At 58.2% G+C, this 14338-nt stretch carries 14 protein-coding genes; 8 read left to right on the top strand and 6 right to left on the bottom strand.

The window, feature by feature from the left end:
* The first annotated feature begins 158 nt into the window (after positions 1–158).
* From metG to AB9N64_RS24055, 4 genes are all read left to right on the top strand, one after another.
* Entirely contained in the window at positions 159–2210 is a 2052-nt protein-coding gene (gene metG, locus AB9N64_RS24070; RefSeq protein ID WP_060767092.1) for a methionine--tRNA ligase, read from the top strand.
* 87 nt (positions 2211–2297) lie between these two features.
* Positions 2298–3266: an electron transport complex subunit RsxB gene (rsxB, locus tag AB9N64_RS24065; protein WP_201491238.1), complete on the top strand. Its 969-nt coding sequence runs from the start codon at positions 2298–2300 to the stop codon at positions 3264–3266.
* Positions 3267–3326: 60 nt separating this feature from the next.
* Complete coding sequence (nth, locus tag AB9N64_RS24060) at positions 3327–3965, top strand: endonuclease III (RefSeq protein ID WP_003188989.1); 639 nt, start codon at positions 3327–3329, stop codon at positions 3963–3965.
* A gap of 107 nt (positions 3966–4072) precedes the next feature.
* Entirely contained in the window at positions 4073–4255 is a 183-nt protein-coding gene (locus AB9N64_RS24055; protein ID WP_014717144.1) for a PA3496 family putative envelope integrity protein, read from the top strand.
* 83 nt (positions 4256–4338) lie between these two features.
* On the opposite strand, the gene AB9N64_RS24050 is transcribed toward AB9N64_RS24055, so the two are convergent.
* The 3 genes from AB9N64_RS24050 to AB9N64_RS24040 all read right to left on the bottom strand — a co-directional run bounded on the left by AB9N64_RS24050 (position 4339) and on the right by AB9N64_RS24040 (position 7835).
* Entirely contained in the window at positions 4339–4971 is a 633-nt protein-coding gene (locus AB9N64_RS24050) for a response regulator transcription factor (RefSeq protein ID WP_003188986.1), read from the bottom strand.
* Positions 4972–5580: 609 nt separating this feature from the next.
* Positions 5581–6798: an argininosuccinate synthase gene (locus AB9N64_RS24045; RefSeq protein ID WP_003188984.1), complete on the bottom strand. Its 1218-nt coding sequence runs from the start codon at positions 6796–6798 to the stop codon at positions 5581–5583.
* 128 nt (positions 6799–6926) lie between these two features.
* On the bottom strand, positions 6927–7835 hold the full coding sequence (locus tag AB9N64_RS24040) for an OmpA family protein (RefSeq protein ID WP_019817696.1): 909 nt from the start codon (positions 7833–7835) through the stop codon (positions 6927–6929).
* A 156-nt stretch (positions 7836–7991) separates the two neighbouring features.
* On the opposite strand from AB9N64_RS24040, the gene pyrC reads away from it, so the two are divergent.
* Both pyrC and rnt read left to right on the top strand, forming a co-directional pair.
* Positions 7992–9038 carry a dihydroorotase gene (gene pyrC / locus AB9N64_RS24035; RefSeq protein ID WP_014717142.1) on the top strand — a complete coding sequence of 349 codons (1047 nt, stop codon included), beginning with the start codon at positions 7992–7994 and terminating at the stop codon, positions 9036–9038.
* Positions 9035–9706 (top strand): ribonuclease T, encoded by a 672-nt coding sequence (gene rnt / locus AB9N64_RS24030; protein WP_003188980.1) that lies wholly within the window; start codon positions 9035–9037, stop codon positions 9704–9706. The genes pyrC and rnt overlap by 4 nt, the downstream gene beginning before the upstream one ends.
* 64 nt (positions 9707–9770) lie before the next feature.
* Here rnt and AB9N64_RS24025 read toward each other — a convergent pair whose 3' ends face one another.
* A complete protein-coding gene (locus tag AB9N64_RS24025; RefSeq protein ID WP_003172097.1) occupies positions 9771–10373 on the bottom strand; it encodes a peroxiredoxin in 603 nt (200 codons plus the stop codon).
* Between the two features lie 243 nt (positions 10374–10616).
* Between AB9N64_RS24025 and AB9N64_RS24020 the strand changes: the two genes are divergently transcribed.
* The gene (locus tag AB9N64_RS24020) at positions 10617–10835 is read left to right on the top strand and encodes a bacterioferritin-associated ferredoxin (protein WP_003188977.1); all 219 of its coding nucleotides are present in this window, start codon (positions 10617–10619) and stop codon (positions 10833–10835) included.
* A gap of 201 nt (positions 10836–11036) precedes the next feature.
* Positions 11037–11507, top strand: a complete 471-nt coding sequence (gene bfr, locus AB9N64_RS24015) for a bacterioferritin (protein WP_012722487.1) — start codon at positions 11037–11039, stop codon at positions 11505–11507.
* A gap of 77 nt (positions 11508–11584) precedes the next feature.
* Here the strand turns inward: bfr and grxD are convergent, their stop codons facing one another.
* Together grxD and AB9N64_RS24005 are read right to left on the bottom strand one after the other, a co-directional pair.
* On the bottom strand, positions 11585–11923 hold the full coding sequence (gene grxD / locus AB9N64_RS24010) for a Grx4 family monothiol glutaredoxin (protein WP_054898038.1): 339 nt from the start codon (positions 11921–11923) through the stop codon (positions 11585–11587).
* Positions 11924–12000: 77 nt separating this feature from the next.
* Positions 12001–14109, bottom strand: a complete 2109-nt coding sequence (locus tag AB9N64_RS24005; protein ID WP_371359706.1) for a molybdopterin oxidoreductase family protein — start codon at positions 14107–14109, stop codon at positions 12001–12003.
* Positions 14110–14338 lie beyond the last annotated feature (229 nt).

Below are 14338 nucleotides of genomic sequence, written 5' to 3'. Positions count from 1 at the left end.
AAAAGACTGACTGAAACAGGCGGCTATCCTAACCGTTCCAGCCGCCGAACGGCATGCTTTCGAAAGTACGGAAGATTCTGAAACAGCGTCACGGGGTGAAATAAATTTCCCGGCGCTTTATAGTGGCCGACCTCCGTTTCATCAAGTAGCCGAGCCCCATGTCCGAGCCACGCAAGATCCTCGTCACCAGCGCCCTGCCCTATGCCAATGGTTCGATCCATCTTGGCCATATGCTTGAGTACATCCAGACCGATATGTGGGTGCGCTTCCAGAAGCATCGCGGCAATCAATGCATTTATGTCTGCGCGGACGACGCCCACGGTTCGGCCATCATGTTGCGCGCCGAAAAGGAAGGCATCACCCCGGAACAGCTGATCGCCAATGTGCAGGCTGAACACAGCGCCGACTTTGCGGAGTTCCTGGTGGACTTCGACAATTTCCACTCGACCCACTCCGACGAAAACCGCGAGCTGTCGAGCCAGATCTACCTGCGGTTGAAGGAAGCCGGGCACATCGACCAACGTTCGGTGACCCAGTATTTCGACCCGGAAAAGAAAATGTTCCTGGCCGACCGTTTCATCAAGGGCACCTGCCCGAAATGCGGCACCGAAGACCAGTACGGCGACAACTGCGAAAAATGTGGTGCGACCTACGCACCGACCGACTTGAAGGATCCCAAGTCAGCGATCTCCGGCGCCACGCCGGTGCTCAAGGACTCGCAGCACTTCTTCTTCAAACTCCCGGATTTCCAGCAAATGTTGCAAACCTGGACGCGCAGCGGCACCTTGCAGGACGCCGTGGCCAACAAACTCTCCGAATGGCTCGACAGTGGCCTGCAGCAGTGGGACATCTCCCGCGACGCGCCGTACTTCGGCTTCGAGATTCCGGGCGAGCCAGGCAAGTATTTCTATGTATGGCTGGACGCGCCGATCGGCTACATGGCCAGCTTCAAGAATCTGTGCGACCGCACCCCGCAGTTGGACTTCGACGCGTTCTGGGGCAAGGACTCCACCGCCGAGCTGTACCACTTCATCGGCAAGGACATCGTCAACTTCCACGCGCTGTTCTGGCCGGCAATGCTTGAAGGCTCGGGCTACCGCAAGCCGACCGGCATCGCCGTGCACGGCTACCTGACGGTCAACGGCCAGAAAATGTCCAAGTCCCGTGGCACCTTTATCAAGGCGCGCACCTACCTGGACCATCTGTCGCCGGAATACCTGCGCTATTACTACGCATCCAAGCTGGGCCGTGGTGTGGACGACCTGGACCTGAACCTGGAAGACTTCGTACAGAAGGTCAACTCGGACCTTGTAGGTAAAGTCGTCAACATCGCCAGCCGTTGCGCCGGGTTCATCCACAAGGGCAACGCCGGTGTACTGGTAGCCGAGAACGCCGCACCGGAACTGACCGACGCCTTCCTGGCCGCCGCGCCGAGCATCGCCGACGCTTATGAAGCCCGCGACTTTGCCCGCGCCATGCGCGAGATCATGGGCCTGGCCGACCGCGCCAACGCCTGGATCGCCGACAAGGCGCCATGGTCGCTGAACAAGCAGGAAGGCAAGGAAGCGGAGGTTCAGGCGATCTGCGCCACCGGGGTCAACCTGTTCCGTCAGTTGGTGATCTTCCTCAAGCCGGTGCTGCCATTGCTGGCCGCCGATGCCGAGGCGTTCCTCAACGTGGCGCCGTTGAGCTGGAACGATCACACCACCTTGCTCGGTAATCATCAGTTGAACGCGTTCAAGCCCTTGATGACCCGGATTGACCCGGTGAAAGTCCAGGCCATGACCGATGCTTCGAAAGAAGACCTGGTGGCCAGCCAGACCGATACCGGCCAATCCGCGCCGGCGGGCAATGGCGAGCTGGTCAAGGACCCGATTTCCCCGGAAATCGATTTCGACGCCTTTGCTGCCGTGGACCTGCGCGTGGCGCTGATCATCAAGGCCGAGGCCGTGGAAGGCGCCGACAAGCTGCTGCGCCTGACGCTGGATATCGGTGACGAACAGCGCAACGTGTTCTCCGGCATCAAGAGCGCTTACCCGGACCCGTCCAAGCTCGATGGTCGCCTGACCATGATGATCGCCAACCTCAAGCCACGAAAAATGAAGTTTGGCATTTCCGAAGGCATGGTGATGGCTGCGGGCCCTGGCGGCGAAGAAATCTACCTGCTGAGCCCGGACAGCGGTGCCAAGCCGGGTCAACGCATCAAGTAACCTCTGCAAAATGCCCCGCTGTTGCTACAGCGGGGCTTCTCAGCTTGCCCTCCTCCCTGGACCGGGCATCAACGCTATGATCACAGCATGAACCTCATTCAACGTATCGACGCGCTGCTGCCGCAGACTCAATGCGGCAAGTGCGGGCACCCGGGCTGCAAGCCCTACGCAGAAGGCATCGCTAAAGGCGAAGCCATCAACAAGTGCCCGCCCGGTGGGCAGGAAACCATTGCCGGGCTCGCGCAACTGCTGCGCCTGCCGGTACTGGAGCTGGACACCAGCCGTGGAGATGCGCCTGCGCAAGTCGCCTATATCCGCGAGGCCGAATGCATCGGCTGTACCAAATGCATCCAGGCCTGCCCGGTGGACGCCATTGTGGGTGCCGCCAAGTTGATGCACACCGTGATTGTCGACGAGTGCACCGGTTGCGACCTGTGCGTTGCGCCTTGCCCTGTCGACTGTATCGAGATGCGCCCACTTGCTGACGTTCTGCCTATCGTCGGTGACTTGGCCAGCAACGATGATGAACGGCGTGTACGCGACCGCAAACGCAACCGGGCGCGGCGGCGCTTCGAGCAACGTAACGCCCGCCTGCAACGTGAAGAAGCCTACAAGCTCGCCGAACGCCTGGCACGAGCCAAGCGCACAGCGCCGATGGAGGTGGCACCGGTTGATAACACTCAGGCCGCTCAGGACGCTGCGATCAAGCAGGCCAAAAGCAGCGTCGCCATGAGTCGCGCTCAGTTGCACAAATCCTTGAAAGCGTTTGGGCATCCGCCGACCTTTGAGCAACAGTCGCAATTGATTATGCTGCAGCGACAGTTCGAGGCATCCGAGCAGGCGCTTGCCGCACTGGAGGCCAACAGCTCACCGCAGCCACCAAAGACGACCACTAAAAGCGCCGAGTTCAAGCGCGCACAAATCCAGCTGGCCATGCGCCGTGCAGCGTTGAAAAAGGCTCAGGATCACCATGCCGACGAGCATCAATTGGCAACCTTGAAAGCCGCATTGAATGCTGCCGAGCAAACGCTGCAAGATGCCGAGGCCAACGGCTGACCCAGTGCGCTGTGTATTGCTAACATCACGCCGACCGCCTGCAAGGAAACGCCTGTCCCTATGAATGCCGCAAAACGCCTGGAAATCTTCCGCAGGTTTCACGAAGACAATCCGGAACCGAAAACCGAACTGGCCTACTCCTCACCGTTCGAATTACTGATTGCGGTGATCCTATCGGCTCAATCCACAGACGTAGGCGTTAACAAGGCCACGGCGAAGTTGTACCCCGTGGCCAATACACCCGCCGCGATTTACGCCCTGGGTGTGGAAGGCTTGTCCGAATACATCAAAACCATCGGCCTGTATAACAGCAAGGCCAAGAATGTGATCGAAACGTGCCGCCTGTTGTTGGAGCTGCATGGGGGTGAGGTGCCACAAACCCGCGAAGCCCTCGAAGCCTTGCCAGGCGTGGGCCGCAAAACGGCGAACGTGGTGCTCAATACGGCGTTTCGGCAGTTGACCATGGCGGTGGACACGCACATTTTCCGCGTCAGCAACCGAACCGGCATTGCACGGGGCAAGAATGTGGTTGAGGTGGAAAAGCAATTGATGAAGTTCGTGCCCAAGCCCTATTTGCTCGACTCCCACCATTGGCTGATCCTGCACGGACGCTACGTTTGCCAGGCCCGCAAGCCGCGCTGCGGCAGCTGCCGTATCGAAGACTTGTGCGAATACAAGGACAAGACCTCCGACGATTGAGCGATCATTGCTTTTTGTGATCAGGCGATTGAAAAAATCTTTTTTACCCGTTCGCGGATTATCGCTATAAGGAGCCCCAACGGCAGTCTTAGCCTGGAGTTGACCTTATGAGCGCTGGCAACGAACAACTGGAAGTGGAAGACGACCTCGTTGAGTCGGATGACGATGTGGTAGAGGCACCTGTGGCAGAGGTGGCCAAGACCAATTTAAGCAAACGCCGCACTATCGACAATCTTCTGGAAGAGCGACGCTTGCAAAAACAGCTGGCCGATTACGACTTCGATCTCTGATCGAGCCGTTGGCGGCCGGAAGCCTCCCTGACGGAGGCTTTTTTCTGCCGGTTACACGGGTATTCAAGAGATGCAATATCCTCCTAGACCAGGCCGTTGCGCTGGGCCAGTTCGATCAAGTCCACGAGGGACCTGGCATTGAGCTTGAGCAGCAAGCGCGTCTTGTAGGTACTGACGGTTTTGTTGCTGAGGAACATGCCATCGGCAATCTCCTTGTTGGTTTTGCCACGGGCCAGTTGCTGCAGCACCATCATCTCCCGCCCCGATAAGCGTTCGACCATGTCGGCTTCACTGGCATTGCCCATGGTTGACCGCACTGAGTTGAGCGCCTGGTTCGGGAAATAGCTATAGCCGGAAAGCACCGCCTTGATGGCACTGAGCAACTCTGTCAGATCCTGCTGCTTGCACACATAGCCGGCGGCACCCGCCTGCATGCAGCGCATGGAAAAATGGCCGGGAGCCTGGGACGTCAGCACCAGCACCTTGAACGAGACGGCTTGCTTGGTCGAAGCCAGCCGACAAATAACTTCCAAGCCGTCGAGCTTGGGGATTCCGATATCCAGTATCACAATATCCGGCATATGTTCCCGTGCAAGTTGCAACGCATCGACACCGTTATCAGTCTCGGCAACGACCTCATAACCATGACGCTCCATTAGCATGCGCACAGCAAGACGAATGACGGGATGATCATCCACGATCAGCACTTTATTCATGAGAAAGTCCAATTTCGCTGTTCGAATTATTTAGAGCAAACACAATAGCCTAGTCGATTACTAGTTGGCATAGCATTCCACCCCGAGCAAGAGCAGGCAGAGACCCAACCCACAAGAAGATAGGAATTAACCTACAAAAATTCGCCAACTTAGATGCATGTAGCTTTATGGTTGCTTTCAGACCTTTCCCGGCGCGCACATATTTTGAGTGAAATGTCTGGGGCATGAGCCCCTGAAGGTAAACGTGCCGCACAAGACTTTCAGGAAATGCCCCTTGCTTGTCGCAATGACGCCCGCAAACCGACCCGGAAAAACCGTCCGCATTAGTTCCATTTAACATATTTCAACACTTCCGCAATTCCTACAGAAAATTCAACAACTCACATCTCCATTGCAACTACATGAGTGAATTTTCTGTCAGACATAGTTCCTCCCCAGATGTAAAAAATGATTCAGCCTTAAAAAAAGATAAACCGGTAAATAATTGCGCAAGTTACGAAAAAACCTTAAACACACGCTAAACGCTAATAAACAGTGCGACATCTAAAATCCAGGCAAAAAAAAATGGCCCCTTGCATAAGGGGCCATTTTTCACGACAGGCGCACGGTTCAGAACAACGAGCGGCCCTTGTTGGCAGCAATGCGCATGCGCAGTGCGTTCAACTTGATGAAGCCTGCCGCGTCCGCCTGATTGTAGGCCCCGCCGTCTTCTTCGAAGGTGGCGATGTTGGAGTCGAACAGCGACTCATCGGACTTGCGGCCGGTGACGATCACGTTGCCCTTGTACAGCTTCAGGCGCACAACACCGTTCACATGAGCCTGGGAGGCGTCGATCATCTGTTGCAGCATCAGACGCTCAGGGCTCCACCAGTAACCGGTGTAGATCAGGCTGGCGTACTTGGGCATCAGCTCGTCTTTGAGGTGAGCGACTTCGCGGTCCAGGGTGATGGATTCGATGGCGCGGTGGGCGCGCAGCATGATGGTGCCACCTGGGGTTTCGTAGCAGCCACGGGACTTCATGCCCACGTAACGGTTCTCGACGATGTCGAGACGGCCGATACCATGCTGGCCACCGATCCGGTTCAGGGTCGCCAGTACGGTGGCCGGGGTCATTTCAACGCCGTCCAGCGCAACGATATCGCCGTTACGGTAAGTCAGTTCCAGGTACTGCGCCTTGTCTGGAGCGTTCTCCGGGGAGACCGTCCATTTCCACATGTCTTCTTCGTGCTCGGTCCAGGTGTCTTCCAGCACGCCGCCTTCATAGGAGATGTGCAACAGGTTGGCGTCCATTGAGTACGGCGACTTCTTCTTGCCGTGGCGCTCGATCGGGATGGCGTGCTTTTCAGCGTAATCCATCAGCTTTTCACGGGACAGCAGATCCCATTCACGCCACGGCGCAATGACTTTAACGCCTGGCTTGAGTGCGTAGGCACCCAGTTCGAAACGGACCTGGTCGTTGCCCTTGCCGGTGGCGCCGTGAGAAATGGCGTCGGCGCCCGTTTCGTTGGCGATCTCGATCAGGCGCTTGGCGATCAGCGGACGTGCGATGGAGGTACCCAGCAGGTACTCACCTTCGTAGACAGTGTTGGCGCGAAACATCGGGAAAACGAAATCGCGGACGAATTCTTCGCGCAGGTCGTCAATGTAGATCTCTTTCACGCCCATGGCTTGCGCCTTGGCACGTGCAGGCTCGACCTCTTCACCCTGACCCAGGTCAGCGGTGAAGGTCACCACTTCACAGTTATAAGTATCCTGCAGCCACTTGAGGATCACCGAAGTGTCCAGGCCGCCGGAATACGCGAGAACGACCTTGTTTACGTCGGCCATGCCATCACTCCACGGGGTTGTACGGAAAGGCGACGATTCTACCGATCAAAACCGTGAAATTACAGGGGCGCGACAGCAAATGAAGATAAAGCGACAGATTATGTCGAGTGGGCGACCGATGGTCGCCCTTATGAGGTAGCCGCCGGGTTGCTTGGCGCAATGGTCTGGGGCGCCGGTTTCTCGGGGGCAGCCACGCGCTCCAGCTGAATATTCACACGGCGGTTACGCGCGCGGTTGGCGGCATTGGTGTTGGGCGCCAAGGGGTAGCTTTCGCCATGGAAGCGCATCGTGATTTGCGATTCCTGAATGCCGTTGGCCTTGAAGTAGTCCATCACCGCCAGGGCGCGGCGCCGTGAGACGTCACGGTTGGTCAGGCGATTGCCACTGTTATCGGAATGACCGTTCAACTCGACATGATTGACCGTGGGATCGGCTTTCATGAATGCCAGGATCACCGACAACTTCTTCTTGGCCGCCGCGTCCAGCTCAATACCACCACCGGGGAAGCCCACTTCAGTCTGTTTGACCTGGTCGTAATTCATGGGCAGCAGCTTGGTGGTGCACACCTGATAATCGTTGTACGCCTTGTTGAACTTCACAGGCAGCAGGCGAATTTCCGAGTAGCCGCCTTGACGCCCGTAATGCCGCACGGTCGGGCTGCGCCCTTCAAGCAAACCCGTGAACAGGCGGCCGGCCTGGGCCTGGGAGCTATTGAACAGGACGTCGCCGCTGCCGACACGCACGGCCCCAAGGTTGATATCACCTCGGCCCGGCTGCCACGGCGCGGCCGCGGCCAATAAGGTTGCCGAGCCGGCGCCAAGGGTGCCGCCATAGGTTTTCAGACGAAACGTCGCCTGTTCGCCGGCCCGGCGTACGAATTCACCGGAACCGAAATCGCTGATCGGCTGGGTCAGGCGGCACTCGAACTGATCGCCCTCTACCTTCCACTCAATATTCTCCAGACGTGTCTGGAACGTGAGGGCAGCCGCAGGCAGGCTGGCGAACACACTGAGCAGGGCTAGATAATACTGGCGCACGGGAGGCTCCACTGGTTTCTACAACACTTCAAAGCGTCATACATCGTTAAGGCATACCCGGAGATATCGGTAGCATCCGGCAAAACTTGATAGCGAGTGCCTGCAAGAGTCTTTTCCGGTAGCATTCCCACCAGATTGACCCGCCTGGAATCCCCAATGTCCGACCGCCTGACCCTGCTGCGTCCCGACGACTGGCATATTCATCTTCGCGATGGTGCTGCGTTACCTCAAACCGTGGCCGATGTCGCGCGCACGTTTGGCCGCGCCATCATCATGCCTAACCTCGTACCTCCGGTGCGCAATGCCGCAGAAGCCGACGCCTATCGCCAGCGCATCCTCGCTGCGCGACCGGCCGGCAGCCGCTTCGAACCGTTGATGGTGCTCTACCTCACCGACCGCACCCAGCCTGAAGAAATCCGAGAAGCCAAGGCCAGCGGTTACGTGCACGCCGCCAAGCTGTACCCGGCAGGCGCGACCACCAACTCCGATTCCGGCGTGACCAGTATCGATAAGATCCTGCCGGCGATCGAAGCCATGGCGGAGGTCGGCATGCCATTGCTGATCCACGGGGAAGTCACCCGTGGCGATGTGGACGTGTTCGATCGCGAAAAAATCTTCATCGATGAACACATGCGTCGTGTGGTCGAGTTGTTCCCTACGCTCAAGGTGGTGTTTGAACACATCACCACCGCCGATGCGGTGCAGTTCGTCAGCGAAGCGTCGGCCAACGTTGGCGCGACCATCACCGCTCATCACCTGCTCTACAACCGCAACCACATGCTGGTGGGCGGGATTCGGCCGCATTTCTACTGCCTGCCGATCCTCAAACGCAACACCCATCAGGTAGCCCTGCTGGATGCCGCCACCAGCGGCAACCCGAAGTTCTTCCTCGGCACCGACTCGGCGCCCCACGCCCAGCACGCCAAGGAAGCCGCATGCGGCTGCGCCGGCTGCTACACCGCGTTTGCCGCCATCGAGTTGTACGCCGAAGCGTTTGAACAACGTAATGCTCTGGACAAGCTCGAAGGTTTCGCCAGCCTCAACGGCCCGCGTTTCTACGGCCTGCCGGCGAATACCGACCGCATTACCCTGGTTCGTGAAGACTGGACCGCCCCTGCCAGCCTGCCGTTTGGCGAGCTGACCGTTATCCCGCTGCGCGCCGGTGAAACACTGCGCTGGCGCCTGCTGGAGGAAAGCAAGTGAGTGAAGACCATTACGACGACGAACAAGAGCACGGCGGTGGTGGCTCGCGCCATCCGATGGCCGAGCGTTTTCGCGGCTATCTGCCGGTCGTCATCGACGTAGAAACCGGTGGTTTCAACTGCGCCACCGATGCCTTGCTGGAAATTGCCGCAACCACCATCGGCATGGACGAACAGGGCTTTGTGTACCCGGAGCACACCCATTTCTTTCGCGTCGAGCCGTTTGAAGGCGCCAATATCGAAGCCGCTGCCCTGGAATTCACCGGGATCAAGCTCGACCACCCACTGCGCATGGCGGTAAGTGAAGAAGCGGCGCTGACCGACATCTTCCGTGGCGTGCGCAAGGCATTGAAGGCCAATGGCTGCAAACGTGCGATCCTGGTCGGTCACAACAGCAGTTTCGACCTGGGCTTCCTGAACGCCGCCGTGGCGCGGTTGGACATGAAGCGCAACCCGTTTCATCCGTTCTCCAGTTTCGACACCGCAACGCTTGCAGGCCTGGCCTACGGTCAGACCGTTCTGGCCAAAGCCTGCCAGGCGGCCGGTATCGACTTTGACGGGCGTGAAGCCCACTCGGCCCGCTACGACACCGAGAAGACCGCCGAGCTGTTCTGCGGCATCGTCAACCGCTGGAAGCAGATGGGCGGCTGGGAAGACTTCAACGACTGAAGTCAAATCCCGCGCATAAAAAAACCGGCCTTTTCAGGCCGGTTTTTTTTACCGTGACGTTGGCTTACAGCTTGCCAGCGTTCTCGGTCAGGTAAGCCGCAACGCCTTCTGGCGAAGCGTTCATGCCTTTGTCGCCTTTTTTCCAGTTGGCAGGGCAGACTTCGCCGTGCTCTTCGTGGAATTGCAGCGCGTCGACCAGGCGGATCAGCTCTTCCATGTTACGGCCCAGCGGCAGGTCGTTGATGATCTGCGAGCGCACAACGCCCTTGTCATCGATGAGGAACGCGCCACGGAACGCCACGCCGCCTTCGGACTCAACGTCGTAGGCCTTGGCGATGTCGTGCTTCATGTCGGCAGCCATGGTGTATTTGACTTTGCCAATGCCGCCGTCGTTGATGGCGGTGTTGCGCCAGGCGTTGTGGGTGAAATGGGAGTCGATGGAAACCGCGACCACTTCAACATTGCGCGCTTTGAAATCGTCCATGCGGTGGTCCAGGGCGATCAGCTCTGAAGGGCAGACGAAGGTGAAGTCCAGCGGGTAGAAGAACACCAGGCCGTATTTGCCTTTGATGGCTTCAGACAGCTTGAAGCTGTCTACGATTTCGCCATTGCCGAGGACGGCTGGTACGTCGAAATCCGGGGCTTGTTTACCGACGAGTACGCTCATTGGATATCTCCTGATATAGGGGTGACGATTGAAGTAAAAGGACCGGTCGAATCTGCCTGTGGAAACAGACAAAAATATGACGCAATCACGCTTCGTGAAGACCGACCATCATACACCGAAAAAACCGTTCGTCAGCGCACGGGCAATTCCCCCCGGATTGCTGCTGAAACTATTTTGACAATCATTCTCGTTAACATTAAGATCCATCGCACTTAAGCCATAAACCCGCGACGGTTCTCACTTATGTATGTCTGCCTCTGCACTGGCGTCACCGACGGACAAATCCGCGAAGCAATCTACGAAGGTTGCTGCAGCTATAAGGAAGTACGTGAAACCACCGGCGTTGCCAGCCAGTGTGGCAAATGTGCTTGCCTGGCCAAGCAAGTGGTACGGGAAACCCTGACGCAGCTGCAAACAGCCCAGGCCGCGCTCCCCTACCCAGCAGAATTTAAACACGCCTGAATAGGCATGTTTTGAAGAACCGGACCTAGTGTCCGGTTTTTTTATGCCATCAATTCAAATAGTTAGCGCCAAGACGCGGAACACAAACATTCTTATTCCGATTAATTTTCATTTATTATTCAATAACTTAGGTTTGACACTAGGATTTTCACCGCTCAGACTCCGCCCTATACACAGCTATTACAGGGCAGGACCCCAGTCATGAAAGGCGACATCTCAGTCATCCAGCAACTCAACAAAATCCTTGCCAATGAACTGGTCGCGATCAATCAGTACTTTCTGCATGCGCGCATGTACGACGATTGGGGCCTGGAAAAGCTCGGCAAGCGTGAATACAAAGAGTCGATCAAGGCCATGAAGGACGCCGACGCGCTGATCAAGCGCATCCTGTTCCTGGAAGGCCTGCCGAACGTACAGGACTTGGGCAAGCTGAACATCGGCGAGCACACCCAGGAAATGATCAGCAGCGACCTGGGCTTCGAGCGCAAGAGCCACAGCGATCTGAAAGCCGCTATCGCTCACTGCGAAACCAAGGGCGATTTCGGCAGCCGTGAACTGCTGGAAGATATCCTGGAAGATCAGGAAGAGCATATCGACTGGCTTGAAACCCAGTTGGGCCTGATCGACAAGGTCAGCCTGGAGAATTACCTGCAATCGCAGATGGGCGAATAACTGCGCTCGCTCCTAAAGAAAAGCTCAAAAAAAGCCCCGCTCTCTTGTGAGAAGCGGGGCTTTTTATTGCTCGCCAATTAGGCGTCAGTCTTGACTGCTGCTTTTTGCGCTGCGTCTTTGATCAGCGCTTGCAGCGAACCATCAGCTGCCATTTCAGTGATGATGTCGCTACCGCCAACCAGCTCACCGGCTACCCACAACTGCGGGAAAGTCGGCCAGTTGGCGTACTTTGGCAGGTTGGCGCGGATCTCGGGGTTTTGCAGGATATCCACGTAAGCGAACTTCTCGCCACATGCCATGACTGCCTGGGACGCTTTCGCGGAGAAACCGCACTGAGGCGCGTTTGGAGCGCCTTTCATGTAAAGCAGAATGGTGTTGTTGGCAATCTGCTCTTTGATCGTTTCGATGATATCCATGGAACACCTCTGCAGGAACTTTGCGACTCACGGGTCGGCACGGTGGCGCATTGTAACGCAAAAATCCAGCAGGATGCTCAGGCCGCCGCCACCTTCACCGGTACGCCATTGAGCGCCGCATTACCCGACAACTCATCCAATTGCCGCTCGTCGGTCAAGTCATTGGCACTCGCCCCCGGCTGGCTGCTCGCGATGCTCATCTGCACGCCAGGACGACCGTGGCCCCAGCCGTGAGGCAGGCTGACCACACCCGGCATCATGTCCGTGCTGGCCGCTACTTCCACCTCGACCATACCGATACGCGAACTCACCCGCACCCGCTGGCCATCGCTCAACTGACGGCTAGCCAGATCATCGGGGTGCATCAGCAGTTGATGGCGTGGCTTACCCTTCACCAGCCGGTGATAGTTATGCATCCAGGAATTATTGCTGCGCACATGCCGCCTGCCAATCAATAGCAGTTCGTCGGCCACCGGCACCGGCTGCGCGGTGAAACGCGCCAGGTCTGCCAGGATCACGGCCGGTGCCGCTTGCACCTTGGCATCCGCGGTTTTCAAACGTGCCCCGAGGTTGGGCTTGAGCGGCCCCAGGTCCACGCCATGGGGATGATCCGCCAGCATGGCCACCGACAGTTTATGACTAGATGCGTCACCATAGGCACCCGCACGCAGGCCGAAGTCGATCATCTGTGCCGGTGGCAGGGTGGGCTTGAGCACCGCGCCAGTGTGCGCCGCAAACGCCTTGGCCAAGCCGACAAAAATCTCCCAGTCATGCAACGCCCCCTCAGGCTTGGGCAGGATGGCACGATTGAAACGCGTGACATTGCGCACCGCAAACAGATTGAAGGTGGTGTCGTAGTGATCGTTTTCCAGCGCCGAGGTGGAGGGCAAGATCAGGTCGGCATAACGCGTGGTCTCGTTGATATACAGGTCGATGCTGACCATGAACTCCAACCCGTCCAGGGCTTGTTCCAATTGGCGGCCGTTAGGCGTGGACAGTACCGGGTTGCCGGCCACCGTCACCAGGGCGCGGATCTGCCCATCACCCTCGGTCAGCATTTCTTCGGCCAGCGCCGACACCGGCAGTTCTCCGCCGTACTCCGGCCGCCCGGACACGCGGCTCTGCCAGCGGTTGAAATGGCCGCCGCTGGTGGAGGCCACCAGGTCCACCGCGGGGCTGGTGCAGAGCGCGCCGCCGACACGGTCCAGGTTGCCGGTCACCAGGTTGATCAGTTGCACCAGCCAATGGCACAGCGTGCCAAACGCTTGGGTCGAGACCCCCATGCGGCCATAACAAACGGCCTTGTCAGCGCCGGCGAAGTCCCTGGCCAACTGGCGAATCTGCTCGGCAGGCACCGCACACTGGCGGCTTATGGCCTCGGCATCGAAGCCGGCAATCGCCTTGCGTACATCATCCAGGCCTTGCACCGGCAAATGGCTGTCGCGTGTCAGCCCTTCGGAGAACAAAGTGTTGAGCACCCCAAACAACAATGCCGCATCGCCGCCGGGGCGTACGAACACGTGCTGGTCGGCGATGGCTGCCGTCTCGCTGCGCCGCGGGTCGACCACCACCACTTTTCCGCCCCGCGCCTGGATGGCCTTGAGGCGTTTTTCCACATCGGGCACGGTCATGATGCTGCCATTGGAGGCCAGCGGGTTGCCGCCGAGGATCAACATGAAGTCGGTCTGGTCGATGTCGGGGATGGGCAACAACAGGCCGTGGCCGTACATCAGGTGGCTGGTGAGGTGATGAGGCAACTGGTCTACCGAGGTCGCGGAAAAGCGATTGCGCGTCTTCAACAGCCCTAGAAAGTAGTTGCTGTGGGTCATCAACCCATAGTTATGCACGCTTGGGTTGCCCTGATACACCGCCACCGCGTTCTGCCCATGCCGCGCCTGGATACCCGCAAGCCGCTCGGCCACCAGGGCAAAGGCTTCATCCCAGCCAATCGGCTGCCATTCGCTGCCCACCCGCCGCATGGGTTGGTGCAGGCGGTCCGGGTCATTCTGGATGTCCTGCAGGGCCACGGCTTTGGGGCAGATGTGGCCGCGACTGAAACTGTCCAGAGGGTCGCCCTTGATCGAGGTGATCGCCAGGCGACCGTCTTCGCCTTGGGTGGTTTCCAGGGTGAGGCCGCAGATGGCTTCGCACAGGTGGCAGGCACGGTGGTGGAGAGTCTTGGTCATGGCCAGTCTCTTTTATAGGGGCTTTGGCTCAACTATGGGCCGCGACCACTTGGGGCGCCAGCAACCTTCGCGTTGTGAATCGACAGGCATAGGCCAGGGCATGGCTAAGCATGAGCAAATGTTTCAGAAACCTTGCCAGCAGGCGCTGAAACCGACGCGGCCTGGCCCAAGCCCGCCCCCGCGCATTGCAAAAGGCCTGGACGCCAGTGTACAAATGGCTCGCTGCTGT

Origin of the sequence: Pseudomonas sp. KT_2_4 (assembly GCF_041410225.1) — a bacterium.
Classification (GTDB): Bacteria; Pseudomonadota; Gammaproteobacteria; order Pseudomonadales; family Pseudomonadaceae; genus Aquipseudomonas; species Aquipseudomonas paracarnis.
This window is presented reverse-complemented; position numbering and strand designations above follow the sequence as displayed.